This window comes from Argonema galeatum A003/A1, from assembly GCF_023333595.1.
Classification (GTDB): Bacteria; Cyanobacteriota; Cyanobacteriia; order Cyanobacteriales; family Aerosakkonemataceae; genus Argonema; species Argonema galeatum.
In genome coordinates this window covers 13,694-39,283 of the sequence record NZ_JAIQZM010000033.1, presented here as the reverse complement: position 1 = coordinate 39,283, position 25,590 = coordinate 13,694, and the positions used below count along the sequence as shown (strand labels likewise).

At 45.4% G+C, this 25,590-nt stretch carries 23 protein-coding genes and 1 pseudogene; 10 read left to right on the top strand and 14 right to left on the bottom strand.

Annotation, left to right across the window (positions count from 1 at the left end):
• Positions 1–559: pseudogene (locus LAY41_RS25260) on the bottom strand (efflux RND transporter periplasmic adaptor subunit); the annotation flags it as partial.
• Between the two features lie 196 nt (positions 560–755).
• Between LAY41_RS25260 and LAY41_RS25255 the strand changes: the two are divergent.
• Together LAY41_RS25255 and LAY41_RS25250 are read left to right on the top strand one after the other, a co-directional pair.
• On the top strand, positions 756–962 hold the full coding sequence (locus LAY41_RS25255; protein WP_249104153.1) for a hypothetical protein: 207 nt from the start codon (positions 756–758) through the stop codon (positions 960–962).
• Between the two features lie 126 nt (positions 963–1,088).
• The gene (locus LAY41_RS25250) at positions 1,089–2,093 is read left to right on the top strand and encodes a zinc-dependent alcohol dehydrogenase family protein (protein WP_249104150.1); all 1,005 of its coding nucleotides are present in this window, start codon (positions 1,089–1,091) and stop codon (positions 2,091–2,093) included.
• An 84-nt stretch (positions 2,094–2,177) separates the two neighbouring features.
• Here the strand turns inward: LAY41_RS25250 and ilvN are convergent, their stop codons facing one another.
• On the bottom strand, positions 2,178–2,699 hold the full coding sequence (ilvN, locus tag LAY41_RS25245; RefSeq protein ID WP_249104147.1) for an acetolactate synthase small subunit: 522 nt from the start codon (positions 2,697–2,699) through the stop codon (positions 2,178–2,180).
• Between the two features lie 274 nt (positions 2,700–2,973).
• On the opposite strand from ilvN, the gene LAY41_RS25240 reads away from it, so the two are divergent.
• Complete coding sequence (locus tag LAY41_RS25240; RefSeq protein ID WP_249104145.1) at positions 2,974–3,315, top strand: BON domain-containing protein; 342 nt, start codon at positions 2,974–2,976, stop codon at positions 3,313–3,315.
• Between the two features lie 150 nt (positions 3,316–3,465).
• Here the strand turns inward: LAY41_RS25240 and LAY41_RS25235 are convergent, their stop codons facing one another.
• On the bottom strand, positions 3,466–4,425 hold the full coding sequence (locus LAY41_RS25235; protein WP_249104143.1) for an alpha/beta fold hydrolase: 960 nt from the start codon (positions 4,423–4,425) through the stop codon (positions 3,466–3,468).
• A gap of 733 nt (positions 4,426–5,158) precedes the next feature.
• Between LAY41_RS25235 and infC the strand changes: the two genes are divergently transcribed.
• The 5 genes from infC (at position 5,159) to LAY41_RS25210 (ending at position 12,398) form a co-directional block, all read left to right on the top strand.
• Positions 5,159–5,692, top strand: coding sequence for a translation initiation factor IF-3 (infC, locus tag LAY41_RS25230; RefSeq protein ID WP_249064534.1), 534 nt, complete (start codon positions 5,159–5,161; stop codon positions 5,690–5,692).
• Between the two features lie 228 nt (positions 5,693–5,920).
• The gene (locus LAY41_RS25225; protein WP_249104140.1) at positions 5,921–8,902 is read left to right on the top strand and encodes an Npt1/Npt2 family nucleotide transporter; all 2,982 of its coding nucleotides are present in this window, start codon (positions 5,921–5,923) and stop codon (positions 8,900–8,902) included.
• Between the two features lie 57 nt (positions 8,903–8,959).
• Positions 8,960–10,198, top strand: a complete 1,239-nt coding sequence (locus LAY41_RS25220) for an RNA-guided endonuclease InsQ/TnpB family protein (RefSeq protein WP_249104138.1) — start codon at positions 8,960–8,962, stop codon at positions 10,196–10,198.
• A gap of 41 nt (positions 10,199–10,239) precedes the next feature.
• Positions 10,240–10,719: a Crp/Fnr family transcriptional regulator gene (locus LAY41_RS25215; RefSeq protein ID WP_249104135.1), complete on the top strand. Its 480-nt coding sequence runs from the start codon at positions 10,240–10,242 to the stop codon at positions 10,717–10,719.
• 659 nt (positions 10,720–11,378) lie between these two features.
• The gene (locus tag LAY41_RS25210; RefSeq protein WP_249104133.1) at positions 11,379–12,398 is read left to right on the top strand and encodes a GGDEF domain-containing response regulator; all 1,020 of its coding nucleotides are present in this window, start codon (positions 11,379–11,381) and stop codon (positions 12,396–12,398) included.
• Positions 12,399–12,456: 58 nt separating this feature from the next.
• Here the strand turns inward: LAY41_RS25210 and LAY41_RS25205 are convergent, their stop codons facing one another.
• Both LAY41_RS25205 and LAY41_RS25200 read right to left on the bottom strand, forming a co-directional pair.
• A complete protein-coding gene (locus LAY41_RS25205) occupies positions 12,457–13,152 on the bottom strand; it encodes an ATP-dependent Zn protease (RefSeq protein ID WP_249104130.1) in 696 nt (231 codons plus the stop codon).
• 36 nt (positions 13,153–13,188) lie between these two features.
• On the bottom strand, positions 13,189–13,359 hold the full coding sequence (locus LAY41_RS25200) for a hypothetical protein (protein WP_249104127.1): 171 nt from the start codon (positions 13,357–13,359) through the stop codon (positions 13,189–13,191).
• Positions 13,360–13,620: 261 nt separating this feature from the next.
• On the opposite strand from LAY41_RS25200, the gene LAY41_RS25195 reads away from it, so the two are divergent.
• Positions 13,621–15,036 carry a sugar transferase gene (locus LAY41_RS25195; RefSeq protein ID WP_249104124.1) on the top strand — a complete coding sequence of 472 codons (1,416 nt, stop codon included), beginning with the start codon at positions 13,621–13,623 and terminating at the stop codon, positions 15,034–15,036.
• Between the two features lie 164 nt (positions 15,037–15,200).
• Here LAY41_RS25195 and LAY41_RS25190 read toward each other — a convergent pair whose 3' ends face one another.
• From LAY41_RS25190 to LAY41_RS25160, 7 genes are all read right to left on the bottom strand, one after another.
• Entirely contained in the window at positions 15,201–16,007 is an 807-nt protein-coding gene (locus LAY41_RS25190) for a WecB/TagA/CpsF family glycosyltransferase (RefSeq protein WP_249104121.1), read from the bottom strand.
• A gap of 2 nt (positions 16,008–16,009) precedes the next feature.
• Positions 16,010–17,176 carry a glycosyltransferase family 4 protein gene (locus LAY41_RS25185; protein WP_249104118.1) on the bottom strand — a complete coding sequence of 389 codons (1,167 nt, stop codon included), beginning with the start codon at positions 17,174–17,176 and terminating at the stop codon, positions 16,010–16,012.
• A 195-nt stretch (positions 17,177–17,371) separates the two neighbouring features.
• Positions 17,372–18,475: a hypothetical protein gene (locus tag LAY41_RS25180; protein ID WP_249104115.1), complete on the bottom strand. Its 1,104-nt coding sequence runs from the start codon at positions 18,473–18,475 to the stop codon at positions 17,372–17,374.
• Positions 18,450–19,667: a GH39 family glycosyl hydrolase gene (locus tag LAY41_RS25175; protein ID WP_249104112.1), complete on the bottom strand. Its 1,218-nt coding sequence runs from the start codon at positions 19,665–19,667 to the stop codon at positions 18,450–18,452. The genes LAY41_RS25180 and LAY41_RS25175 overlap by 26 nt, the downstream gene beginning before the upstream one ends.
• 210 nt (positions 19,668–19,877) lie before the next feature.
• Complete coding sequence (locus LAY41_RS25170) at positions 19,878–20,837, bottom strand: glycosyltransferase family 2 protein (RefSeq protein ID WP_275974386.1); 960 nt, start codon at positions 20,835–20,837, stop codon at positions 19,878–19,880.
• Between the two features lie 44 nt (positions 20,838–20,881).
• A complete protein-coding gene (locus tag LAY41_RS25165) occupies positions 20,882–21,997 on the bottom strand; it encodes a glycosyltransferase (RefSeq protein ID WP_249104106.1) in 1,116 nt (371 codons plus the stop codon).
• A 17-nt stretch (positions 21,998–22,014) separates the two neighbouring features.
• Positions 22,015–22,854: a glycosyltransferase family 2 protein gene (locus LAY41_RS25160; protein ID WP_249104103.1), complete on the bottom strand. Its 840-nt coding sequence runs from the start codon at positions 22,852–22,854 to the stop codon at positions 22,015–22,017.
• Between the two features lie 96 nt (positions 22,855–22,950).
• Here LAY41_RS25160 and LAY41_RS25155 point away from each other — a divergent pair, with 96 nt between their 5' ends.
• A complete protein-coding gene (locus LAY41_RS25155; RefSeq protein ID WP_249104100.1) occupies positions 22,951–23,553 on the top strand; it encodes a class I SAM-dependent methyltransferase in 603 nt (200 codons plus the stop codon).
• Between the two features lie 7 nt (positions 23,554–23,560).
• On the opposite strand, the gene LAY41_RS25150 is transcribed toward LAY41_RS25155, so the two are convergent.
• Positions 23,561–24,826, bottom strand: a complete 1,266-nt coding sequence (locus tag LAY41_RS25150) for a glycosyltransferase family 4 protein (RefSeq protein WP_249104098.1) — start codon at positions 24,824–24,826, stop codon at positions 23,561–23,563.
• Between the two features lie 56 nt (positions 24,827–24,882).
• Positions 24,883–25,563: a class I SAM-dependent methyltransferase gene (locus LAY41_RS25145; RefSeq protein WP_249104094.1), complete on the bottom strand. Its 681-nt coding sequence runs from the start codon at positions 25,561–25,563 to the stop codon at positions 24,883–24,885.
• Positions 25,564–25,590 lie beyond the last annotated feature (27 nt).

The following is a 25,590-nucleotide window of genomic DNA, read 5'->3' as shown; positions in this document are numbered from 1 at the left end:
CTAATTGTGCTTGTGCCTGGGCGATTTCCTGGGGACGATTGCCTGCTAGCAGTTTGTTAAGATTTGCTTGTGCGGATACTAATTGTGCTTGTGCCTGGGCGATTTCCTGGGGACGATTGCCTGCTAGCAGTTTGTTAAGATTTGCTTGTGCGGATGTCAGTTGAGCCTTTGCTTGAGTCAGTTGTCCCTGGGAATTTGAGTTATCCATGTAGGCGAGAATTTGCCCTGTATTGACGCGATCGCCCTCTTTGACCAACAATTCTTTTAGTACCCCAGAGTTCTTCGGACTGACATTGACCGATCGCTCCGGTTGCACGGTACCATTGGCAGAAATCGATATAGGCAAATTAGCACGTTCCACGGTTACCGTTTGAATTCGGCGTCTCGCTTCCTGGCGCTGAGCGGTTGTCATCTGAGTATATGCAATATAGCCTCCACCAGCTAACAAACCAAGAACCAGAAGCCCTAGTAACCATTTCGGCACCCTGAGTTTGAACTTAGGGGGATCTTTTATAAGTTCAACTCCGTCTTTATCTACGGAACGATCATCTAACTTCACAGGTTGCACAAGCCTAGATTGAAGCCTTCCCATTCTGTCATTCGTCCTCAAGGTCAAACACTAATTTTTTTAGACCGTCAAATTTGGCGAACGGTTCAACTCTTCAAATTATCTGCAATTTTAAGCAACTTTCCTGATGGTGCGATCGCATTCGTTGTATTTAACAACTGGTAGTTGCTCTGAACAGGGGGTTTTGATGATAGGGAAAGATAAAAACCGCACTCAAGAGTGCAATCAAGCTCAATGCCCATTTGTCAACGACCCCCGCAATCCCCGCCGATATGTCTGCCTGAAATGCGGTTTTGAGCGCTATCTTGACGAGAAAGATCATTACGATGACGATTGGACTCCGTTTCTGCTGATCTTCATCAGCGTTGTTTTCATCGTTATTTTGATGCAGTAACACGGCTACAGCTACAATAATTCGCCTTTGGCATCGCATTTGCTCTTCGTGACGCTGGCTAGAGCATTCTCCTCCCACTTGCGGTAGAGTTTCAATACAATCAGCTTCAGCCGTGAGGAGAAACTTGTGAAAGCAGTCTTAATGACAGCCGCCGGAGATCCCGAAGTCCTGCAAGTGCAACAAATCGAAAACCCAGCCGTTCCTGTTGGAGACACGGAACTTTTGGTACGATTGCGAGCAGCAGGCGTCAACCCTATTGACACAAAACTACGGCAACGGGGCACTTTCTATCCAGATAAAATGCCAGCTATCTTAGGATGTGATGGTGCTGGTATCGTCGAAACAGTCGGTGCTGCGGTCAAGCGCTTTCGTGTTGGCGACGAAGTATATTTTTGCTATGGTGGATTGGGCGATCGCTACGGCAACTATGCTGAGTATATTGTTGTAGAAGAGCGGTATGTCGCCCCTAAACCCACCTCCCTCTCTTTTGCCGAAGCAGCCGCAGCCCCCCTAGTTTTAATTACAGCTTGGGAAGCGTTATACGATCGCGGCGGTTTGGAAGCTGGACGAAAAGTTTTAATTCACGCCGGTGCTGGTGGCGTCGGTCATGTAGCGATACAATTGGCAAAACTGCGAGGTGCCAAAGTTTGTACCACTGTTGGTTCCGAGTCAAAAGCCGAATTCGTTCGCAAGCTCGGTGCAGATAAAGTAATTCTCTACAAGCAAACCGATTTCGTCGAAGCCACATTAGACTGGACTCAAGGAGAAGGAGTAGACCTCGCCTTAGACACAGTAGGCGGCGAAACTTTCTACAAAACTGTTCCAACCGTACAGGTTTACGGCGATCTCATCACAATTTTAGAGCCAGATCCAACCCTGGGTAATTTTAAGACAGCTAGATTGCGAAATCTCAGAATTAGCCTGGAACTGATGCTAACGCCGATGTTGCAAGGGCTCTTTGAAGCACAAAAACATCAAGGTAAGATTCTAGAAGAATGTGCGCGTTTAATCGATCGAGGTAACCTCAAAATTCACCTTGGCAAAACCTTCCCCTTAGAAGCAGCAGCCGACGCCCACCGCTTGCTGGAAACAGGCTCGATCGCAGGTAAAATCTCCCTCCTGATCGACTAGAGTGAAGTGGGCATTGCCCACCTCACTCTCTCTTACAAGATTGCCAAAGTCGATCGCAGAGGCGTATTTTTGCAATAAGCCCGATCAGGAAATCTTTGCTTCCAAAGACTTGAGAAACTCAGTATTGACACCTGACTCGCGAGTGAGGGCAATTTTTCCAGTGCGAGCAATTTCGCGAAGGCCAAATTTTTGCAGCACTTGGACGATCGCCACCATCTTACCAGGATCTCCTACTACTTCCAAAGTGAGAGACTCCTCAGCCACATCCACCACCCGCGCCCTAAAAATATGAGCCAGTTCAATAATTTCTGAACGGTTGGTGCTACTGGCGTTCACTTTTAGCAGCATCAACTCTCGCTCTACACAAGGGGTTTCGGTGATATCCTGCACCTTGAGGACGTTAATCAGCTTGTAAAGTTGTTTGGTAAGTTGCTCGATTACCCGGTCATCGCCAGGAACGACCATCGTAATACGAGAGATTCCCATCTGCTCTGCTGGGCCAACTGCCAGACTTTCAATATTAAAGCCGCGGCGGGCAAACAGACCAGCAATCCGGCTCAGGACACCGGCTTCATCTTCAACTAAAACCGAAATGGTATGTTTCATCTTTCTTCCCCCTTGGAAACCCCCGCCATAGCTGTCCTGGGCTTGGTGTCAAAAGCAGCAAGGATTTAGTCTAACCATATTACCGCAACTGCTGGCGCTAGCAAAACTTCGTCAAGCCTTTGTCAGGCGACATTGACAAAACCCGAACCCTCGTTTCTCTATCCAAAGACTTAGTATCGGCAGAATATAAAATCTTTTTGACGATAGATGCGCTAAATCTCACAAAATCGTTTAATTATTACTTGTGTCCTTTTTTATTGGAGTAAAAACGCCAATGGGTTGGTTAAAGCGCCTATTTGGAATGGAAAAACCCGCTGATGCTCAGACAAATCCTGCACCAGTTGAGTCTGCCCCCGATGGTGGAGAAATTTCTCCAGAGCGAGTGGGATTGAGTGGTGAGTACGACCAAAGTGGTTTAGCCAAGCGAGTCGCCCTCGCTTTTGACCAAGACTCGGAACTAGCTGATATCGATCGTCTTTGGGTAGCTCAGACTGGCGGTACTGTAGTTTTAAAGGGAGAAGTTCCCAGTCAGCAAATTCTCAACAAGATGGTTTCCGTCGCCAACAACGTCAACGGCGCAACAAATGTAGATACTGACCAGGTTCAGATTGGCTAGGTATTTGACCCGATATCTTGGGAGTATTCGATCGGGAAAAATACCGCGTTAGTTTCGTCTAAAGACTACCTGCAAAAAGAGAGGTTCACGGGCGCGATCGCGCCCGTTAGTTTAGTAGTGTAGTAGCACGGCATAATTAACCTAATGCCCCTAATATCTGTTAACTGCGGAAGGCATCGGTGTCGAATCGAGCTGACTGGCGTTTCCACACCGGGCTTCTACCCAGTCCAAAATCAATTGGTTAACCTGAAGAGGGCATTCATCGTGAGGACAGTGACCGGCATTGTCTAACTCAATGACTTCCAAATTGGGGTTGTACTGTCTGAACTGACAGGCCAAACTGCGAGGCACCATCCGGTCTTGTCCACCCCAGATCAAGAGCATAGGAATCTTTAAGTTTGGCAACAATGACTTGACACTGGGGCCGAACTTTGAACTGGTCATCGCTTTCAGGATGGCGGCGAAGGCTTGGGCGGAACCCCGGTCTTGTGCAGGGCCAACCAAGATATCGACAAGTTCGTCAGTAATAGCTTCGGGATTGGCATAAGCTAGAGCTGCCCAGCTGCGAACTCGACCTTGACCTCTAACCCAATAGAAAAGGGTTTTGAGTACCCACGGCGAAGCAACTATGCTTTTAATCCCAGCAACGAGCGGACGCAATGGTGAGGGAATCATTTCCTCTTCCACCGATGGATCGGGCAGACTCATCATCACAATACCCTTTACCATTTCAGGATGGGCTGCCGCCGCTGCCAGAGACACCAGAGAACCGATAGAATTGCCAACCAACACAACCGGCTGCCCGATAAAAGTCCGCCAGAAGTCGTAGACCTGCTCTACCCAAAGTGATACATTATATTTCGCCAGTGCTTTCTCGGAAGCGCCGAACCCCAGCATATCCAGGGCGTAAACTGGGTGAGACTGACTCAGCACCGTCAAATTGTGTCGCCAGTGGCCAATAGAAGTCCCGAATCCATGCAGTAGGATTAAGGTCGTCCCACTCTTGGCAGACTGGGTAGGCAGCATATATGTATATCGCGTTTGCCAGCCCCGCCAAACCCAGTCCCGTTGACTTCCAACCCGTTGTTCCCAGTGCAGGGAAGTTGTCACGTTGACCTCTGCTTCAAAAAAATTTACAAAATATTGCCTAGACTTTAATTTTAGCTTTCCTCATTGGTTATTGGTCATTGGGATGAATTAAGCACTCACGCATATAATTGGCATAATGTTGACATCAGGGGAGAATGGAGGAGCGGGGGAGTAAGATTGAAGAATTGCAGATTTCAAATTTGAAATCTAAAATCTTCCCTTTTCCCTTCTCCCTAGCCCCTCTGACCCACCCACGCGAGCCGATAAGTTAGCTAGACAGGTGGGAATCTCCACACCAAACGAAGCGTTATGGCGACGAGACGATCGCTCATTGCAATAATCATGGTAAAATTTTTCTATCTAGCATCGCAGAATAACAATCTAGGTCTAGAAAAAAAAACTTTTTCATCAAACAAGTGGGGCTGGTCGTGTTCCTCACTATAAAATGCCGTAGAGGGAAACATTGGAGTACCTCGAAGGAAGTCCTTGATATCCTTTGCCGGACTCTTGGGAAGCCCACACCATACTGCTTCGGTTGGTGTCGGGAGTACGTCACAAATAAGATTAACAATCAGGCCGAAACCGAATCATACTGAGTAGAATGGCAAATACAAGCACAAAAAGCTTTATGGTGGTTTCTCGTTCTTGAGACGGCATTGCCGTTCATGTACCGCAAAGGCCCCATCAAGCAACTGGATAATGCTGTAATGCACCGCCCAATCCAACTCTCAATCAACTGCTCATACACATCTTAATGCCTGTGATCGAAAAAAGACGCCCTAGCAATTTACCCCAAATCAACGAACGCATTCGATTTCCTAAAATTCGGGTTATTGATACCGATGGCGCGCAACTTGGGATCATGACCCCACAAGATGCTCTGTCCTTAGCGGTGGAAAAAGAACTGGATCTTGTCTTAGTTAGCGATAAGGCTGACCCTCCGGTTTGCCGGATCATGGACTACGGCAAGTTTAAGTTTGAGAAAGAAAAAAAAGAGCGAGAAGCCCGCAAAAAGCAGCATACTGCTGACGTCAAGGAAGTGAAGATGCGCTACAAGATTGAGGAACACGACTATAATGTACGGATAGCTCACGCGAAGCGCTTTATTCAGGAAGGAGATAAGGTTAAAGCGACCGTCATGTTCCGGGGTCGGGAAATTCAACACAGCGACTTAGCAGAAGAGCTGCTCAACCGAATGGCGAACGATTTGCAGGAGGTTGCGGAAGTCCAGCAAGCGCCCAAAAAAGAAGGACGCAACATGATGATGCTGCTAGCTCCTAAAAAATAACCTGCCCTCATCAGTACCGACTGTTTTGCCCTGGGTTAAACGCCACAAGATTAGGCTCTTGCCGCCCGGACGCATTTTGTTGCCATCGGCTACGGCCAAAACACAGGGCAAACATTTGGTAGTAAAGAAAATTTCAAATTTTAGATAAAGTAGAAGATTTGTTTTAGGGAACAAGGCTAAAATTGCTTATCAGCAGCAAAATAAGCGATATCTGAACTATGGCTATATATGAAAATAAGTAATGCCTTGCCTCGCGCGAGTATTTCGCGAGTATTGCTGCAATGGCTAAATCTGCGTCCAGAAGAAAGCGAACGCACATTTCTAATGTTCGCAGTTTACACCACGACCTCAGTGGGACTGGTCTGGTTAGAGGCTAGCACAGTCGCGTTGTTCTTGGATCAGTTGGGAGCAGAGTGGTTGCCCTGGATTTATATTGCCAGTGCGGGACTGGGCGGTGCTTTGGGCCTAATGTCAACCTGGATGCAAAGAACTTTGCCGCTGCGCCAGTTTATTGTAGCGATCGCAACGCTGCTAGCTATCCCCCTACTTTTATTTCGTCTGGGGTTACAAGTTGACTCTTTGGGTTGGCTGACAGTGTTTTTGCTACCGCTGTGGGTAGATGGAGCCTACGCGCTCAATCACCTGAACACTTCACTTACAGCCAATCAGCTCTTTAATATCCGAGAAATTAAGCGCACGTTCCCCCTGATTAGCAGCGGCAGTTTGGTGGCAGACGTACTCAGCGGCTTTTCATTACCGCTGCTCCTTTCCATATTCGGGCTGAACAACATCATCCTGCTAGCAGCAGTAATGCTAGTCTTGGGGGCTGTAATTGTTTATTATCTGAGCAATCGCTACCAGCAGTCTTTTCCCGACTCTCACCCAAGTAACTCGAGAGACTTCAACGAGGGAGGTTCTACCCGTAAGTTGGCAGGCCCGCTACGGCAATACGAGTTACTTTTGTATGCGTTTTTTGTAATCGCCCAGGTATTGTTGTTGCTAATCGACTTTCAGTATCTATCTCAGTTGGAGCTGCATTTAAAACCCGAACAGATTGCCAGTTTCTTGGGTCTATTTAGTGGCATCGTCGGAATCTGCGAACTAATAACTCAATGGTTTATCTCCAGTCGGGTAATAGAGCGGATGGGTGTGTTTGTAACCGCTATGCTGCCACCCGCTGTGATGGCGATCCTGGGTTTAATCCCCTTGGCGATATTGATCGGGACTCTCTTGCGCGTAATATCCCTGAATGGTTTGGAATTGTTCATTGGTTTAATAGTGCTGAAATTTGTAGATGAACTCCTGCGTTACACCTTCGTTGCTAGCACTGGTTCTGTTCTATTCCAACCCATTCCTGATAACCTGCGCGGCGCTGTGGAGACGAAAGCCCGTGGGATTGCGGAACCGATAGCTACAGGCTTTACGGGAGGCGCAATCTTAGCCTTTCTTTGGTTTCTGCATTGGCAATTCCCCAAGATGGGAGAGACAGTCCGCAAGGAGTGGCTGGGTTGGATTGTCGTCATCGGAATAGTGATCTTCGCTTTGGCATGGCTGCTGTCGGTTTGGCTGTTGCGATCGCGCTATGTAGACCTGCTAGTCTTAAGCGCCCAAAGGGGACAGCTGGGGAGTGCTGATGTCGATTTGCGAGTCTTGAGGCGAGCAGTGGTAGAAGTGCTGGAACGTCCCGCAGAGGAGGCCGAAAAACGTTCTTGTATTGAACTTTTGAGCCAAATATACTCCCAGGATGTTGGGGAGATCCTAGCGCCTCTGCTACCTCAGTTTTCTCCCGCCTTGCAGCGTCAAAGCTTAGAGGTGATGCTCAACAACCCCAATCCCGCCTATCTCAACCTGGTTCGCGCCCTGGTAGAATCAGACCCTCAACCAGACGTTTTAGCCGTCGCTTTGCGCTACGTATGGCTAACCGAACCAGAGCCAGATTTGCGTCAGTTGAGACCCTATCTGGGATCGGAGGTCAATCCAATGGTGCGGGGCACTGCTGCTTCCCTACTTTTGCGGCTGGGAAGTGCTACACAAAAGGCAGAAGCCACATCTGTCTTGCGGCGGATGCTAACTCATCCAGAAGAACAAGAACGGGTGATGGGTTGTCGGGCGCTGGGGGAGGCAGTGTATTTGCAGGCGCTGAGACTCCAAATTCCCAATTTGTTGCGAGATAAGTCGTTGCGGGTACGCTGTGCTTTGCTGGAGGCGATCGCGGCAACGCGCCTGGATGAGTACTATCCCTCCCTGCTACGAGGGCTGGAATACAAGTCTACCCGCGAGGCTGCCCTGCACGCTTTAGTGCGACTGGAAAACGACGCTATTCCTATGCTGGTAGGACTGGCGACAAATATTCACAAACCGGATTTGGTCAGGCGCTACGCCTGGGATGCGATCGGTCAGATTGGCACGATCGAAGCCATGAGCGTTTTAGTGTCTCATCTGATGACTGCCTGGGGAAACACCAGACGCCAGATAGTCCAAATTTTGCTGAAGCTGCCCAATGACACCGGAATTGAAAGCGTGCTAGACCGGCTGGGCCGCAGCGGGGTAGAAATGTTAATCGACCAGGAACTTATGTTTATGGCTCAGATGTACGCCGCTAGGGCAGACCTGGGTCCTGAACTGAAATCCCGCGAAGCGGAACTGCTGGAAAGGGCACTTGCGCTTAGCTGCATTGATGCTATTGAGCGTTGTTTTCTGCTGATGAAGTTTTTGTATCCGCTTGGGGCTATTCAGGCGGCAGCTTTCAATTTGCGATCGGGTTCCCCATCTGAGATGGCACGCGGGATAGAAATATTAGATCAGACGATCGATATTCCCACTAAACGTATATTGCTCACGGTTCTCGATCGCAACTCCGATCCCGAAAAACTGCAAAGTCTGGGGGCGCTAGTTGTCTATCAACCTTTGGATGAGTCCGATCGCGTCCGTCGATTGCTATCTTTGCGGCACTTTCTGTCAGACTGGTCTCTAGCTTGCTGTTTTCATTTGGCTAGATCTGCCCGCTGGAATTTGACGGCTGAACCTACCATAGCTTGTCTGCGTCATCCCACTGGTTTTGTGCGGGAAGCTGCTATAGCTTACCTGAGAGTTGCGTCGGAACGTGCCCTGGTGGAACTGCTACCCAAACTCCAACAAGATCCCGATCGCTTGGTAGCCGCTCAAGTGCAGGAGATGATGGTGGAGTTAGGTATTGTAAAACTTCATTGACTTTATATCCATTAATAACCATTTATAGTATAGTATAGTCCAAATCACGGGCCAACAATGCAGCTAGTTGAAAAGCACATTATCGATCGAAACCACTGGCTATACAAACAGCTAGATAATTTGTGTTTTCTTTCTAAGAATCTTTTCAACTACGCCAACTACCTAATCAGACAAAAATTTATCCTTTCAGAAGAATACCTCGACTATTACAAAATACAGAAACTATGTCAGGGAACGACTGACTATCTAGCATTACCAGCCAAAGTATCTCAGCAAGTATTATTGAGATTACATGAAAGCTGGAAATCATTCTTTGAAGCTACCAAGGAATATAGCCTACATCCAGAAAAATTCAAAGCCAGACCAAAAATCCCCAGATATAAACATAAGACATTAGGCAGAAATGTACTGACTTACACAGCGCAAGCCATCAGTAAACAATGGCTCAATAAAGGGATAATCAATCTGTCTAAGATCAACATATTTTTGACTACTAAAGTCAGCCAAGTAAATCAAGTCAGAATCGTCCCAAAAACTTACCATGACGCGGTCGAGGTAGTTGATGAGCAAAAGTCTGGAAATCAATCATCATCAGGTGTTGAAGTGATAGCAGGGATTGATATTGGCCTCAATAATTTAGCGAGAATTACATCCAATCAAAAGCGGTTTTTACCGCTCATAATAAATGGGAAACCCCGGAAATCAATTAATGCCTACTATCACAAAAAGAAGACAGTATTGCAGTCATACTTGAAGGGAGAGAGAAAGACATCAATCAAAATTGAACAATTAACTCACAAGCGAAATGTAAAAGTAGATAATAACCTGCATAATGCAAGTCGATTTATTGTCAATTATCTGGCAGCTAACCGAATCGGGACACTGGGAATTGGTAAAAACGATGAGTGGAAACAGGAAAAAAATCTGGGCAGACGCAATCATCAAAATTTCGTAGCAATACCTCATGCACGGTTTATTGAAATGCTGACTTATAAAGCAGAGTTAGCAGGAATTGTTGTGAAAGTTATTGAAGAAAGTTACACTACAAAGTGTTCTTTTTTAGATAATGAACCTTGTGTCAAGCATTCGGAGTACAAAGGTAAGCGAATTAAGCGAGGTTTGTTTCGTGCTGGTGATGGCAGACTGATTAATGCGGATGTGAATGGCAGTGCTAATATTATCAGAAAAGCATTTCCCAACGCTTATGCTGAGGGAATACAGGGCGTGGTAGTACGTCCAGTGAGGGTGACACCTTACAAAATGGTTGTCCGAGGCAAGTGTAATATTTGCCTATAAAACCTGTAACTATTATTATTATCAGATAAAAGTATAGATAGATGCTTACCAGTGTCGATCGGCTATTGTTTGTCAGGGGCGTGCCCATCTTTCAGGAACTGCGAGATGATTTTCTCGTGCGACTGGCGTCGGTGATGGATGAGCTATCATTTCCAGCTAAGCACACTATTTTTACGCAAGGGCAGGAGGGCCGATCGCTCTACATAGTCGTACTCGGCCAAGTGCGGGTGCATATAGGGACTAACGATCTAGCCCAGCTAGGGCAGGGAGCCTGCTTCGGCGAGATGTCCTTGTTTGATGCAGAACCCCGTTCCGCCTCGGTCTCGACCGTGACTGCCTGCGAGTGTCTGGTGCTGACTCAGCAGCAACTATATGATGCGATCGAAGAAACGCCGGGAATTGCGGTCAATATAATTCGTCTGCTTTCCCGCCGCATTCGAGATTTGAACCAAAAGCTAAATGCACAGGCAGCTGAGCGTCAGGTACAGGATTCAGCTGGCGCGAAGAAATTGGTGGGATAGGAAACCGACCCGTTCAACCGATGCCGCCCTTTTTGAGTTTAGCTCCTCTGATTTTTAGTTCAAAGATTTACAGAAACCCACACAAACCCTACGGATTGGCGTGGGTTTCTGTAAATATCTGTAAACTCCTCCCTCTTCGCCAGTGCGAAAATTCCCGTGGAGTATAAGGCGAAGTAACAAGAACCAATTTACAAATATGCAGCTTTGAGCTATTATGTATGAATTGTAACACAAACAAAATCGTCCCAAAAAAGTTGGTAATTCATTAAGCCTTGTTGGAGTAGCTTACCATAGTCATAAGCAGGGATATTCCCGATCGGATTTATGTAAAAACACGGTAGTTGAAGTGAAGCGCAGATTACTGGATTAAAGGTGCTTACACAGAAAAGGCGATCGGCAATTTTACTTAAAGATTGCGTTAAGGTAGACGACGGTCATCGTTCGAGGCATCCCTGGGAGTTGTAGAAACCCGAAAATGTTAAAAGTGGGTTAAAAGTGCAACCAGTAGGTAGTCTCAACCCAGATATACTCATAAAACATGGGGGTAGAGTCTCTCACCTCTCTCGTCAAATTTACAATTTTATGCTTTGACATCCGTGAAAGTTCTCTTATCAAGCCGCAGTCATCGCTCAAATGTTCACACCCAGCGCCCTACGCCAATGGATGCTTCCATTCTTGTAGTTGGAAGTGATGAATTTCAAACAACACTTCTAGAACGGCTGCGGTATATAGCAGCTTGTACGGTAGAGGTTACATCCAGTCCCAAGGAAGTGCTGCCTCTGATTCAAGCACAACAGCCCGATGTGCTGATTCTACAGGCAAGCCAAGTTGGCAGCTTGGATTTGTGTCGTCAGATGAAACAACAGACCAGTTTGGCTTGGATCTACTGCATCCTGATCGCAGAACAACCTCAGAATGCTATTGAGGAAATCCTACCGGGCTGGAATTGGGAGTTAGGATTCAGAGCAGCGGCGCTGGAAGGAGGCGCAGACGCCTATATGTGGTTACTGCCCAATCACGGAAAAGGGGATATGTCCTGGGAAGCAGGATTAACGCTCCAAAATCATCTTCTGCAAGCGCAGATTCAAACTGGGATCGGGCGAGTGCAAATCTACCGCAATCTCATGCGTACCAACGATGTGTTGTCTGCGATCGCGCTGGCTGACCCGTTGACGGAACTGAATAACCGTCGGGCTTTAGACTGGGAGTTACCCCGGCAAATTCAGAACGCCAGAGTCAGAGATGTACCTCTGAGCCTGCTGATGTTGGATATCGACTATTTCAAGTCAATCAACGATAATTATGGGCATTTAGTAGGCGATCGCGTCCTCCAGCTCTTCTCGGCTCGCCTGCGGCACAATCTGCGCTTTCAAGACACGCCCTTTCGCTATGGCGGCGAGGAATTCGCGATCGTTCTCAGCAACACAAATGCTCAAGAAGCACAACAGGTTGCCCTTCGCCTGAATCGCGCGATCGGCAACCAATGCTTTACAGTTGACAACAACCGGGCGCTAAATATTACGGCCAGTATTGGGATAGCCTCACTTCAAGCAGATGATGACGCCAACGGAGTCAGTTTACTTAATCGTGCCGATCAAAACCTGCTGCGTGCTAAATCTAATGGACGCAACCGAGTGATTTGTGAAGGAAATCAGCCATCAGACGAGACTCCCTCTTAAGGAAAAATTATGAATTTTGAATTTTAAGTTAAGATTTTTAATTAAAAACTCAACATTCTTAACTCTTTGAGGCATCCCGGCAAAAAGCGGCGACAATCTCAGAACACTCGGCCACGGAAGCCCTTTGTTCCATTGCGGCCACGAGAGCTTCGTAGGACGCCCAGTGAGCTTGCAGGAGGGTGCGGGCTTGGAGAGCGTAATGTCGCTGTTGCTGCGGGTACGACGCGGCAGGACGCCCCAGCTGGGCGAGAACTGTTCCCAGTTTCTGCCGATCTTCGGCTCCTCCTTCCGCGTCACCGTAGACTAGGGTTTCGGCAACTATTCCAGCCATCCAGACGGTGCCGTAGCGATTCAACAGGTGGGCTGATATGATTCCCTGTTGCAGTTGGGATGCCAATTCTCGATCGTCAAATGTGACGCCCCCCTGTCCAGGTTGTCCTTGCTTGAAGGCTGACCAGGCGGTGAGGGCATAGCCGGTGACGGGTATTCCTAAAAGGTGAGCTACCAAGAAGTGTCCTGCTTCATGCCTGACGACGCGATCGCGATGCTCCTGAGAAGCACTTGCCAGCCAATCCAGAAGTAGGTTGGCTCCCTGTCCCTGCCAAGAGAGAGTATCGAGGGTGGCGAGTCCCAGGACGGTCAGAGTGGCGATCGCTGGCACATAAGGTGATATGTTCAACAAAGGCCCCAAAAGCGTCGAAAGCGTCATCGCAAAAACTAAAATGGCAATTAAATTTAGGGCGGTTTTGCTCATGCCGGGGTGGACTGAAGTTAAGCGCAATTTTCCTTATTATGTGGCTATGTTAGCTGGCAATTTGCCAGAGGGGTTCCGCCTCCAATACCGCCCTTCGCCGTATTCCTGTAAATTGTTTAGGGTGAGGGTCTGATTATCGCTGCTCTGGAGCAGACCGCTAGCTTCTGCTTCCGGGTTGCTCCAAGACGCTGGAGTGGCAGATAGCATCAACTCTTATCAAGGCTTTGGCCAGCTCGGTGCGATCGTCAAAGCATTGCGTTGATGTCGCTCTCACCTATATGCAAGGCTGTATTTACTGAGGCCGCTAGCTAATTACTGTTTATATGTTGCCAAACTTTTGCCAGTCGATCGAGTGACAAGTGTTAAGAAATGCCTGTGTCAAAAAAGGTATATGCTAAAAAATAGGGGAAGCATACACACTTGTACATCGTCGATGTGTCTGCCCTACACAAGATCTAGCACCAAAATATGCCTGACCTACGCGCTCCGATTATTACTAGGCTTCGCCAAGGCACTGGTGTAGGATGGCTTCGGGTAGCCATCCTGCTTGTGCTGGATAGCCTTATGTTGTCTTTAACTTGGATAATAGCCAACTCTTGGGGAACGCCTGTTGATTCTTTTGAGCTTTTCTGGAAGTCTGGACAAGAGCCGGGGTTTTTGTTACCGATTCTAGTATTAACCTTTGGCATACTTGCCGCTTCTGGTCTATACGGTACGGATGATAAAAGACGGGATTACTTAACGCTAGTCAAATCGCTTACCCTGGCGCAGATTGTTTTATTGATTATTGCTTTTCTTTACGATCCGGATCTTAAAATATCGCGTTCTACCTTTTTGTTGGCTTGGGTGCTGTCTATAATTTTTGTTTGCACAGAGCGGCTGTTGATTCAGTTAGCGATCGTCAGCCTACGCCGTCAAGGTGCAATACGTCAGAGAATTTTTCTATTAGGCGACACGGCAGATATTGAAGAAGCTCGTAAACTACTAGATAAAACAGCAAGATTTGATGTTCGTGGTCAAGCAGTTTTCCCTTCAGAGAACAACCAAGAATCTTGGGTAAAAATCCTCGAACGGGTTCGCCAACTCAGAGTCAGCGAAGTTTTTGTTTGCTCCTGGGAAGCTGTTAGGGCTCCTATTTTTCTTTATTGGGAGTTGATGAGTTCTGGTATCAGCCTAAGAGTTTTACCCATTGGTCTCAAAATACCCAGTCAATGGTCTGAAATCAAAATGATAGATGGGTTGACCACCATCAGATTTCGTTCTCCACCCATCCTGGGTAGCGATTTTTGGACTAAGCGTTTTGTTGATGTTGTGGTAGCCATCCTGATTTTGATGTTGGCAAGCCCCCTCTTTCTACTGATCGCACTACTCATAAAATTCGACTCACCAGGAGCGATTTTTTATAAACAGAAACGGGTGGGTCTGAAGGGGCGTCATTTCCAAGTTTGGAAATTCCGCACAATGATAGTGAATGCCGATCGGCTACAAAAAGAACTAGAAGCAAGAAACGAAATGAAAGACGGTGTTATGTTCAAAATGAAGAACGATCCCCGCATCACCCGTGTAGGAAAGTTTCTACGTCGTTATAGTCTGGATGAACTACCGCAAATCATTAACGTTCTGGTGGGTGAAATGAGTCTTGTAGGCCCCCGCCCATTTCCCCTGCGAGATGTTGAAAAAATGTCCGATCATCACTTCATACGCCATGAAGTATTGCCCGGTATTACTGGTCTGTGGCAAGTTTCCGGTCGTTCCGATCTTGTCGATTTTGAAGATGTTTTCCGTCTGGATCTAACCTATATTCAGAACTGGTCTCTTACCCTTGACTTCCAAATCCTGTTACAGACGATCAAAGTTGTGCTGCGAAAAGAAGGAGCCTACTAGATTTCTTGTCTGCTATTGAGTTGATAGGTCATATTGCGTTTGGTTGATTGCTTTTCGTTATAAACGCAGAGGAGAGGTATTATTTATTTTTAACCATACTATTTATGTTATAGCCAAAATTATTGGTTGGCCTGAACAATTCCGATATCGCTAAAATCCGTTTTTCAATCTGTCGGAGCTTTAACTGGAAGCAATTTGCTCAGCTGTAAAAACAAGAGAATTAGGTAAAGAGGATTGAGCAATAAGTAGCGCTGCCAGAGTCGGATAGGCTCTTGAGTAAGGCGGAAGAACCATTCTAAACCAAAGCGTTGCATCCAGGGTGGAGCTTGAGGGATGTTGCCTGCGTGGAAATCAAAAGCGGCACCTACACAAACTATAGGAATGTTTAGTTGATGGGAATGTTCAAATGCCCAAGCTTCTTGGCGCGGGCAGCCCAATCCGACAAAAACAATACGGGCACCAGATTCGCGAATTTGTGTATTGTAAGCGGCCTCTTCTTTCTGGGTTAAAGCTCGAAAGGGAGGAGAAATTGCGCCAGCAATCATCAAGTTGGGGAATTTTGTTTTCAAATTAACTTGCAAATTTTCGAGAACAAGTGGAGTAGATCCGTAGATAAAAATACTAATATTTTCAGCAGCGGCTCGTTCGCAGAGATGCAACATTAGGGTTGGGCCGTAAACGCGATCGCGCAGTTCTTTTTCGTTTTTATTACGCAGTAGGTTTATCGCCCAGCGCACAGGTTGGCCATCAGGGGTGACCATAGTAAATTTGTTGAGACGATATCCATGACCCAAAGGGTCAAGATAGCCGGTCATAATTCCGTGAACGGGGGTCGGTGCAACGGTGCAAGCTTGATGCAGTCGTGCGCTTTCAATAATAAATTCAGTGCATTCTTTATAGTTAGTCCGACTAACTCCAATTCCTAAGACACTTGTTTTGCTTGGAGGTTTGGGTAAAGTTGGCAGGTTCATGGTTATCTAATGCGGCGAGCTAAATCGTAAATTTGCATTAATTGCTGATAGTTTTGCGTTTCTGTGTATTTGGCTTCAAACTCGGCACGCGCATTGAGGCGCATACTTGCTAAAGCGGTTGGGTGTGCTAATGCCCACTCAAGTTTAGCTGCTAGGTCTTCTGGGTCGCCTGGACGAAAAAGCAGGCCGGTACGACCCTGTGCAACCATGCAGGTTATGCTGCCTATGTTGCTAGCAATTACTGGTAAACCAACGGCGTAAGCTTCCAGGATGACCATCAGGCAGCCTTCGTACCATACAGAGGGAACCACAAGTAGCAGGGCATCTTTCATTAAAGCCTGCACTTGCTCCTTGGACTGCCTCCCCATCCATTCGACTCCCTTGATTTTTTGTGCAGCAGCTTGCAGTTGCAGGGCTGAGGGGCCGTCCCCCACTATTTTCAGGGGAATTGGCGGTGAATGACGTTCCCACGCAGCAAGCAGGGTGTCCAAACCTTTTTCTGGGGAAAGACGCCCGACAAAGAGGGCGTAGTCCCCGCGTCCATGACCGACACCTGGGTCGGGAACGAAGTTAGGCTTAACGAAGAGTTTGTGGACGAGCAAACCTCCCTCGATAAACTTTTCGCGGGCAAACTCAGTCAAAGCGATGTACAGGTTTACTTTTTCGTTCCAGGTTCCCTTGGCACGGTGCATGGTTAGCATTGCCGCCACCACACCAGAACCTACCCGGCTTCCCCGGTAGCAGGCGTGAACTACTCCGGGCCAAGGGACAAACTTCCCCAAACAGTCTTCGCAAGCGTGCCCGTCGCGAAACAAGAAGGCGTTGGGGCAAAGTAGGCGGTAGTTGTGCAGGGTTTGAATCACTGGCACGCCAGCTTCCTGGCAAGCATCGTAAACTGAGGGAGACAGCAGGGGGAAAAAATTGTGTATGTGTACGATATCTGGCTTAAACTTGGCTATTTCTATCCGCACCCGTTGTTTTGCGCTAGGGGAGTAGATGGCGTTGGCGGCGGTAATGACTTGGCTAAAGCGATTTGCGATCGCATCGTTGTCGGCTTCTAGCAAGGCGACATCATGACCGTTGGCTTCCAGCAAGGCTTTTTCTGCCTGCACGACTACATCCTCGCCGCCGGGGATTTGATAAAGGTTATGCAGTAGCAGTATTTTCACGTCGCTTGTTTTTCTAACAATAAATGGCCCTTGGCTGTCCAATTCTGCCAAATTGAGGTGTGCTGACTCTGAGTACGGGTGGTCATCGACTTTGCCATCAATGATTTCTGTTTTTCAGTATAAGGGATCGCAGCTGATTTGATGGATCGACTCACCCGCGCTTTGTCTTTGTCCAAGTACTTTGTCGCCACACATTCAGATTTTCTTTCTTAACCTTGACTTTACAGCGTCGAACAAATCCAGACTTAACTTTAAGGGGGTGCGTTTCGGTATCCCTAGATAACGTCCGGCATACTCAGCAAATGGCTTTCCTGGAGGCAACTTCCAAAATAAAGATTCTGGATTCGATACTTCCTTAAAAAGCCTTTTTATGCCATATTTCTTTTCGGCGAGCATATGCCAAATATGAAGTTTAAAATCTTCACTACTAGCATTGTTATTCCTAAATAGGGTTGTCCATATCCTTCTGATGTAAGGGTTTCCCGTTCCAGCATCGTAGCCTAATTTGTGATAAATATAGCTTAAATTATATGAAGATTCGTTAAATTTTGGCTGATTATGGGCAAATTTTCTTAATGACCACTCCCAAGTTGAGTCTATTTCTGCGGCTATTTTTCTGATTTCTCTTCCGCTGGCAGCAAACCATTCTCCGCCAAAATACTTGGGAAGCTCCTCCAAGCTTTTATTGTCGAGTTCCTCATAAATTGTTTGCATCTCCAGTCGGCTCAAACCGATAATTTTGTGAGCGGGTGGGTAATCTATCTCGTAAGTAAGTACACCATATTTCTCTAGATCAGCTACAATTTTATCTACTGAATCTATCCACACGCAATCAGAATCAAGCAAAATTAAGCTGTCGTATAAACCACTATTATTGCTTAAATATTTCATAATATCAAATAGATAAAATTGATTTCTCCATTTTTGGAAGTAATTTTTGGGTGGCTGGTAGGTAAATGGTAATGTGACTATTTTCACATTTTTATCAACTAGAAAATCTTGAGTTTTGAATTTTCCTGTGTTGGGGATTTTGTTTTGGTTGATATTTGTAAATAAAATATGATTTGCTTGGGGGTTGTTTCTAATGCTGGAAGCAAAATAAACGATGGCACAGCGCCAGTAAACTTCCTGAAACTCTGGGGATGACGATATTCTACCAACCTGGGGGTAATTGCTTTCTTCTCCTGTAAAATCGCAATGAATCCAGGTGCAAATATGAACAGTGCTATTATTCATTGTATGTGATGATCTGATAGCTGCATCTTCACGGTGCTTACTTCTCGAATAATAAGGGTTCAAGAGCAATTTCGACAGTTCTGTCGGCTGGCAACTTGCGCTTGGTTCCGGTCAAGTCCTGTATCTGTTTCACTCTCCAAGTATCGGGGATCTGGAAGCGCAACTGGTGTTCTGGGTTCCACACAATCCAAGCACTATAGCCACCATCACGGGTGAGATGGCAAGTCCAGGTGTTCTGGTTCTCAGTACAGCTGGTCATCCGGTTTCCTATCAACCATTTTTGCACGTTAGCATAAGCGATCGCAGCTGGTGTCAGTGTTCTCAGATTCGGCGGGGTCATATGCAAACCGTAGTAGTAAAAACGAGACACCCCAGCTGTCCAATTCAGAATATAGGCGCGGACGAGATAAGCAGCTTGTTCGCGATCGGAAGAGAGCATCTTCCTGTCCCAACCTGCTTCTGTATTCCAAAGAGGTTTGTGGCTGAGTCCATACTTTGCCATAATCTCTTTAACTGTGGTAATTAATGGTATAATTTTCTCCGGTTTTTGGCCTTTTTTTACATAAAAGTGATAGGCGATCGCATCGGCGTAATTTCCACCGCCCTTAGCAAAGTATTCTTCCACCCAAGATGTATCCTCGTCTTGATAAGTTGTGGCAGATGGAGAAACAACTGTGATGGAAGGATCTACCTGTTTGAGAATTTGGTAAGCTTCCCGTGATAGAGTTACCATCTGTTCTACCGTACCAGTATAAAAGGTTTTGTAATTGGGTTCGTTCCAAAGCTGGTAGTATCGTATTTTACCCTTATAACGGGTTGCCACGGTACGTACATAGTTGCGCCAGTCTTCTATTTGCTTGGGTTCGGCAGCGGCACCTGGAAAATAAGGCGATCGCTCTTGAGGTCGCGCCGAAGCCCACGTAGGCGAAAGACTTAGCGGTAGGAGAATCTCTACCTTGTTTTTCTGGGCTAGCGCCAAGTATTTGTCCAATCTTTCAAAACGCCATTCACCTTTTTGTGGCTCTAAATTAGGCCAAGCTACATAGGCATCCCACAAACGCCAGGTTGCAAAAGGCACGTTAGACCAAGGAATTGTGGCGGGGTCGTCATGGATGTGAATGCCAAAAAAACTGGCTGGAATAAGGTCAGAAGGGGGATCGAGATTGGCTCTCTGCCCAACAGAAATTCCCCCGCGGGCTACAAGAATGCCTAGTGAGAAAAATAGGAAAAGAATTAGCCAGCGTTTAGGGCGCATAAAATCAAACTTTTCTAATAGTTAGAGAACCTTTTGTACTCGATCGACGAAATTATTTATGACATTTTGACGGTCTTTCCCCCACTGTTCTATTGGAATATTAAGGCATAGCTGTAGTATAAACTGATCGATAAAGCGACTAAAAAAAAGGTTTTTTGAACTCTTGCATGATCTACATTTTAAAGACTTCCTCTTTCCATTTCTAGGAGTTTACGCAGTAAAGTACTTATTCGCATTTTGTACGAGATTTTCTAGCGAGCCATCAGCAATATTTAGAGAGTAAGTAGCATAAATTTTCTGCCAGTTTTTAGTTGCTTGGGCTGGAACTTTTTCGCTGTTAAAGACTCTCATGCCACCTCTACCAACATCTCTAGAAAAGGGACAGGTATATAAACCAACTTGATACCCTGCTAACCATGCTCTCAGACAAGCATCGACATCATCGCATTGAAAGGGGGCATATTCTTGATTGATGCCGCCTATCTTGAGAAAAGCTTCTCTCCTGAGAATGGTGGGAGCGCGATTTACCACCATTGTAAACATGAAGGGAATTCCCGATTTAGGTTCTGTGTAGAGAGGACGATCGTAAACGCGATACTTAGCAATTCCTGGAGAACCAGCTAAATTTCCTATTTTTTGATATTTGGGATCGCCATTCAGCTCGATTGGATCGGGCGTAAGCAGTTCTAACCCTTGTCTTCCGCCTAAAATCAGCAAATTAGGAAAAGTTTCAAATAATTTTATAGCCTCCTCTATCCAGGTGTTATTTGGTGGAGGAATATCATCATCTTGCAGTAAACAAATATACTCTCCTCTTGCCATATTTATGGCTCTATCATAAGTTCTGATTTCAAAAATATCATTACACCGAAGCAGAAAGTCATTTGGCCTGGTTAGGTATTTAAGCCAATCTTCGTAGGAACCATCCGCAGAACCATCATCAATGATAATGATTTCTTCTGCCGAAGTTCGGCGGACACTTTCCATTATTTGAGTGATATTTTGTCGCTTGTTGAAAAACTGTATAATTAGTGTAATATTAGGATTTTCATGATATGTAAATTCCTTTCTATCTTTTCTAATTAGATCTACTTTTCTTTTTGATTCTAGATTTCTTTTTATATAAAGTAGATTTGATATTTTCCGAAATACCTTGGATATTAATGCCATTGTTTCCCTCTTTATATCGAAATTTATTAAGCGAATTTTGTTAATTATTTAAGGACGCTTTTGATGTCGTTAATAATCATCTCCGCTACTTCTGCACAGGTTTTCAGTCTAGAGTGGTCAGGGTAGGCCACCTCACCTGCCAACGCTCTTTTCAAAGTCGCTACAAAATCATCTTCATTTAAGGGATCGAATATGTTTTGGCTGGGTAGCAGTTCTTTAGAACAACCTGCATAGATTGAGGATAGCACGGGAACGCCAGACCAAAGCGCTTCATTCACAACTAATCCCCACACATCTTCCAAGGTGGGAAATACCAGATAATCGGCGCTGCAATAAATACTGGGCATAACATCCGGCGGTTGGGGAGGGTAAAAGGTTACGTTTTGCAAATTCAGTTTTTGGGCTAAAGCTTCTAGAGCAGTTTTTTCTGGCCCACCGCCAACCAACAGGAGGGAAAAGCGGTGTCCTTCTTGCTGCACTTTAAAGGCCGCTTCTAATAGTTTATCAACGCCTTTTCTGTTGATCATCTGTCCTACATACAGAAATACGGGTTTGGTTTCGCGCTGTACTTTTGGTGCTTTTGGCTCTAAATACAATTGCTCATCAACGCAGTTTTGAATTTGCAATATTTTGTTTTTGGGAATTCCCAGACTCAAAAGGTACTCTGTGGAGGTTTCTCCATAGCTGATCCAGTGTTTCACCCAGGGAATAAACAAGCGGCGGAGAGCTTTTTTGAATAATTTTCTGGATATTTCGGTATGTAGCGTTCCTCCCCACCAAACCCAAACTGGAATGCCGAAGATTGTGCCGTAGATTAAAGCTGCTAAGCTGCGGAAACCCATTTCATTGGTAACGATCGCATCCGGGCGAAATTTCCACAAATCTAGCAGATAACCAGGGGTAATGTGAGTGAAGCGGCGATCGTAAGTTCCGCCCTTTTTCCCTTGACGCCACTGTAGGGTTATTCCCCAAGAACGTTTGACTTTGATATTGCTAAGTTTGCTTTCTACGTTCTGCCATCCAGATCTATTTTGCTCATCGCCGCCGTGGAAGATACTCAAGTTGAAGTATGAACCCAGGGTTTGATATATGGGCAGGCGATAGGGAGCGATCGTGTTCACTAAAAGAGCTAGTTTATATTTTTGCTGCTCTGAATTCATGCTGGGAATACCCCGTTTTAGTCTTCTCTTCCTAATGCTGATAACAAACGCAATCTTATATAGGGTAACAACCAATAAATTGGCCAGAACAGACCTGCATGACGGCTGGAAAATATTTTCCACTCTTGGGGCGGTAAGCCTTTGGGTTGAGCCAATTTTTCCAAGCGTAAGCGCAGGGGTTGGTTTATGTTTCGGGGACAGGTTCCCACATAGTATGGATCTACCCAAATAGTACACCCTTGTCGCAAGCTTCGCAAACCATAGTCTAAGTCTCCCACCCGATGTTTAAAAGCTTCGTCTAAGTTCCCAACTATTTCGACTACCGATCGCGGAAGAAGCACGCAGTTACCATTGAAGGTGTGACAAGGTTGGGGTTGTTCGCTTGGTTCTACTAATTGAAATTTCAGGGGGTGCCACCAGCTACTTTGTACCATACCTCCGTAGGTGAGCTTACCCGTTTCAGGATCGCAAGCCGAACCTACTATGATAGTACGCAGATGACCTTGCTCGGCTAGGCGACGCTCGGTTGCCAGTAGAGTATTTAAGGCTTGCGGATACAGCAGAGTATCATCGTTAAGCCAAAGGTAATAGTCGCAGTCGGATTTCATCGCTTCGGCAAAAGCCCACCGCATCCCCCCATTCCAAAATAGGTTGCCATCTCCGTGAAGAATTTTTACGTTTGGATAAGCTTGTTCCACGGCTTCGCTTGTGCCGTCGGTGCTACCATCATCGACGAGATAGACGGTGAGGTTAACCGTGTCTGGGAGTACCTGACTGAAGAGATCAGCTAGACAATCCAAGGTTTTCTGCTTACGGTTATAGCAAGACATGAGTACAGCTATGCTATTACTTTTCATTAGCCCCTAATTGTTGACCTGGCTCAAAAAGCATTATACTAAGTTTAAGGCTAAAGCGGATAAATGTAACGTAAAAATAATTTTTGAGGTAAACAGATGAGCGTCGAAAAAAAGCTGCATATTGGATGTTTCGACTGCGTATATCCCGGCTGGATTAATACTGATATTACTCCCCACATTTTTATATCAAAATTTCCTGGTTTGCCTTTTGTGTTGCATCGGTCAAAAGTGCTTTCTAACCAGCGCTATCAGCAACATCAGCAAGGAATTTTTAGCAAAGTCGAATATCTAGATGTTGGGAAAAAGTTTCCTTGGCCTAACGAGACATTTTCTTGCGCCTATACATCTCACATGATGGAGCATTTGTATAGGGAAACGGCTTTAAATTGTATTTCCGAGGTGTTTCGCGTTCTCAAGAAGGGTGGCATATTTCGGGTAGTAGTTCCAGATTTGGATGAAATGATTAAAAGTTACGATCCCCAAGATCCTGAATTTTTTTTGACGGGATTTTTTGAAGCAAATGAAAAGTTAGAAAAGAATCGCCATCATTGGCATTACAATGAAAAATTGCTGCGAAAGATTCTGTTGAATACTGGGTTTCAGGAAGTGATAAGGTGTAATTACAAAGAAGGTCGTTTGCCAGAGGTGGAAGTGATGGATAATCGTCCGAATTCTCTGTTTATGGAAGCGATAAAGTAGGTAAGAATTATCCAGATCTCAGAGTATAACTCTGCAAAGCTTCTTGATACAATTGTAAGTAAGAACGCGCTTGAATATCAAGCGTGAATTCTTGCTCTACTTTCTCTCTAGCACGATGCGACAGAACTTGCCAACGTTGTTCATCTTGCAATACCCAGGCTATTCCCTTTGCTAAATCATCAGCACTAAAACAGGTGGCGCGATAACCATTTTTTTCATGTTCAACGATATCTTTTAAGCCTGTGGAATCAAAGGAAACAACAGGTGTTCCACAGGCTAAAGATTCCATCGCTGTTTTACCAAATGCTTCCTGAATTGAAGGTACAATACTGACATCTGCCGCTGCATAAACTAAGGCAAGGGATATATCATCGTGTAACCTACCCATATAGGTTATTGGCATTCCTAAATCAGGGGCATTTTCCGGTTTAGACGAGCCAAAAATTACTACTTCTGCATTTTCATTATAACCATTTTGTGCTAGTTGTTGTAGAGCTATTTCTAAATATTGAAATCCCTTTCTTTTATCAGTAAGCGCTTCGATCGCACCATACAAAATTATTTTTTTGTCTTGAGGCAAGCCTAAAATTTTTCTCACAAATTTTTTAGGCAGTGGTTTAAATTTGGCTGCATCTAGAGCGTTATGAATAACTTCCACTCTTTTATTCTTAAATAAGCTACTTTGTTTAGCGCAATCTGCCAACCAATGACTAAGAGCCACAATAGTTATATTTAAGTTTTCCCAGTGTTTCAGCTTTCTTTTCCAAACATTACGGCTCAGATCGTTCTCTTTGCCGGAGTTCAAGTAAGGACAATTCCCGCAGGAAGACAGATAATTTTGACAACCTTCTGTATAGTGACATCCACCAGTAAATGCCCACATATCCCGAAGTGTCCAAATAATTGGTTTATTAAATTTTGGCAGATTGCTAGGGTTTAAAAAGCCCCGACAAACCCAGTGCAAATTTACTAAATCGGGATTAAATTTTTGCATTTTTCGCTCCATATTAGTAGGTAACCATGAGGGAGAAAAAACGTAACGCTGTCTTTGAGGATAAGCATAGAGAGGTAGTGACTCTATATACCCTCGGATGTTAGGAATTAGTTTTTCGATTTTGCTAGCTGTACTATAAACGCTAGAGTCGTCATTTGTTTTGATGGCGACTAGCATATTTGATTCAACACCAACTGATTGTAAAGCTTTATGGAGGGAATACGCGCCACGACCTGCGCCGCTGTCTAGACGAGAACTGGTGAGATGTAAAACTTTCATTTGCTCAACCCTAATAAATAGTTTTTATCTTTACTTTCAATGGCAACCATGCACCTTTAAATTTTGAAAGAACGTTTAGAGCTACCAATGCCTATATTGCCATCTGCTAAACGTTTTTGAAATAAAATGCCTAGCTCTTTTTCCCATTTAAGCAAAATCTCCTGTTCTCCCTGTCTGTTAATATCATCGAGTACGATCGTATACTCTGTGGCGAGAAAATTTTTATAATATGGAACTGCTGGATATCTGGCATACATTAATTCTTTTGTATAGGCTAGTGGGCCATCAACTATCAGGAGATCGATTTTTTGACCAGAAATGATATCTCCTATTATTTTGGTGTCGTACCAAAGGTTTTCATTTATGGCCAAATCAGTCTTTACTAAAGGTGCTGGAATAACCGATACGCATTCACTGAGTCCTTCTTGTTTGAGAAGCCAATTTAAAATTTCAGCCCATTCTTTATCATGTTCAACTGTGTATAAATGTCCTCCTTTTTCCTTGAGCAACCTAGCCATATAGAAAGTAGATATCCCGCCTCCACACTCTAGGATACAAGTACGGCGATTGATGACAATATCATTCAAAACTATCACCAAAGCACTTGGCCTCATGGATGAGCTAGTCCAAGGCAAATAAGTTTTAGATAGTGGGGCTAAATACTGCATCGCTAAGATATCTTTTCGATCGGCCCACAGATACTTGTTGAGAAAATTACGCCAGGATTTTTTAATCATTTCTATCAGCTTGCCAGAGTAATTGGT

What these genes read in the sequence shown, in the direction of transcription:
- LAY41_RS25255 (WP_249104153.1), top strand. Translation starts at nt 756, where the DNA reads ATGATAGGGAAAGATAAAAACCGCACTCAAGAGTGCAATCAAGCTCAA.
- ilvN (WP_249104147.1), bottom strand. Translation starts at nt 2,699, where the DNA reads ATGAAACATACCATTTCGGTTTTAGTTGAAGATGAAGCCGGTGTCCTG.
- LAY41_RS25240 (WP_249104145.1), top strand. Translation starts at nt 2,974, where the DNA reads ATGGGTTGGTTAAAGCGCCTATTTGGAATGGAAAAACCCGCTGATGCT.
- infC (WP_249064534.1), top strand. Translation starts at nt 5,159, where the DNA reads ATGCCTGTGATCGAAAAAAGACGCCCTAGCAATTTACCCCAAATCAAC.
- LAY41_RS25225 (WP_249104140.1), top strand. Translation starts at nt 5,921, where the DNA reads ATGAAAATAAGTAATGCCTTGCCTCGCGCGAGTATTTCGCGAGTATTG.
- LAY41_RS25220 (WP_249104138.1), top strand. Translation starts at nt 8,960, where the DNA reads ATGCAGCTAGTTGAAAAGCACATTATCGATCGAAACCACTGGCTATAC.
- LAY41_RS25215 (WP_249104135.1), top strand. Translation starts at nt 10,240, where the DNA reads ATGCTTACCAGTGTCGATCGGCTATTGTTTGTCAGGGGCGTGCCCATC.
- LAY41_RS25210 (WP_249104133.1), top strand. Translation starts at nt 11,379, where the DNA reads ATGGATGCTTCCATTCTTGTAGTTGGAAGTGATGAATTTCAAACAACA.
- LAY41_RS25205 (WP_249104130.1), bottom strand. Translation starts at nt 13,152, where the DNA reads ATGAGCAAAACCGCCCTAAATTTAATTGCCATTTTAGTTTTTGCGATG.
- LAY41_RS25200 (WP_249104127.1), bottom strand. Translation starts at nt 13,359, where the DNA reads ATGCTATCTGCCACTCCAGCGTCTTGGAGCAACCCGGAAGCAGAAGCT.
- LAY41_RS25195 (WP_249104124.1), top strand. Translation starts at nt 13,621, where the DNA reads ATGCCTGACCTACGCGCTCCGATTATTACTAGGCTTCGCCAAGGCACT.
- LAY41_RS25190 (WP_249104121.1), bottom strand. Translation starts at nt 16,007, where the DNA reads ATGAACCTGCCAACTTTACCCAAACCTCCAAGCAAAACAAGTGTCTTA.
- LAY41_RS25175 (WP_249104112.1), bottom strand. Translation starts at nt 19,667, where the DNA reads ATGCGCCCTAAACGCTGGCTAATTCTTTTCCTATTTTTCTCACTAGGC.
- LAY41_RS25170 (WP_275974386.1), bottom strand. Translation starts at nt 20,837, where the DNA reads ATGGCATTAATATCCAAGGTATTTCGGAAAATATCAAATCTACTTTAT.
- LAY41_RS25165 (WP_249104106.1), bottom strand. Translation starts at nt 21,997, where the DNA reads ATGAATTCAGAGCAGCAAAAATATAAACTAGCTCTTTTAGTGAACACG.
- LAY41_RS25160 (WP_249104103.1), bottom strand. Translation starts at nt 22,854, where the DNA reads ATGAAAAGTAATAGCATAGCTGTACTCATGTCTTGCTATAACCGTAAG.
- LAY41_RS25155 (WP_249104100.1), top strand. Translation starts at nt 22,951, where the DNA reads ATGAGCGTCGAAAAAAAGCTGCATATTGGATGTTTCGACTGCGTATAT.
- LAY41_RS25150 (WP_249104098.1), bottom strand. Translation starts at nt 24,826, where the DNA reads ATGAAAGTTTTACATCTCACCAGTTCTCGTCTAGACAGCGGCGCAGGT.
- LAY41_RS25145 (WP_249104094.1), bottom strand. Translation starts at nt 25,563, where the DNA reads ATGATTAAAAAATCCTGGCGTAATTTTCTCAACAAGTATCTGTGGGCC.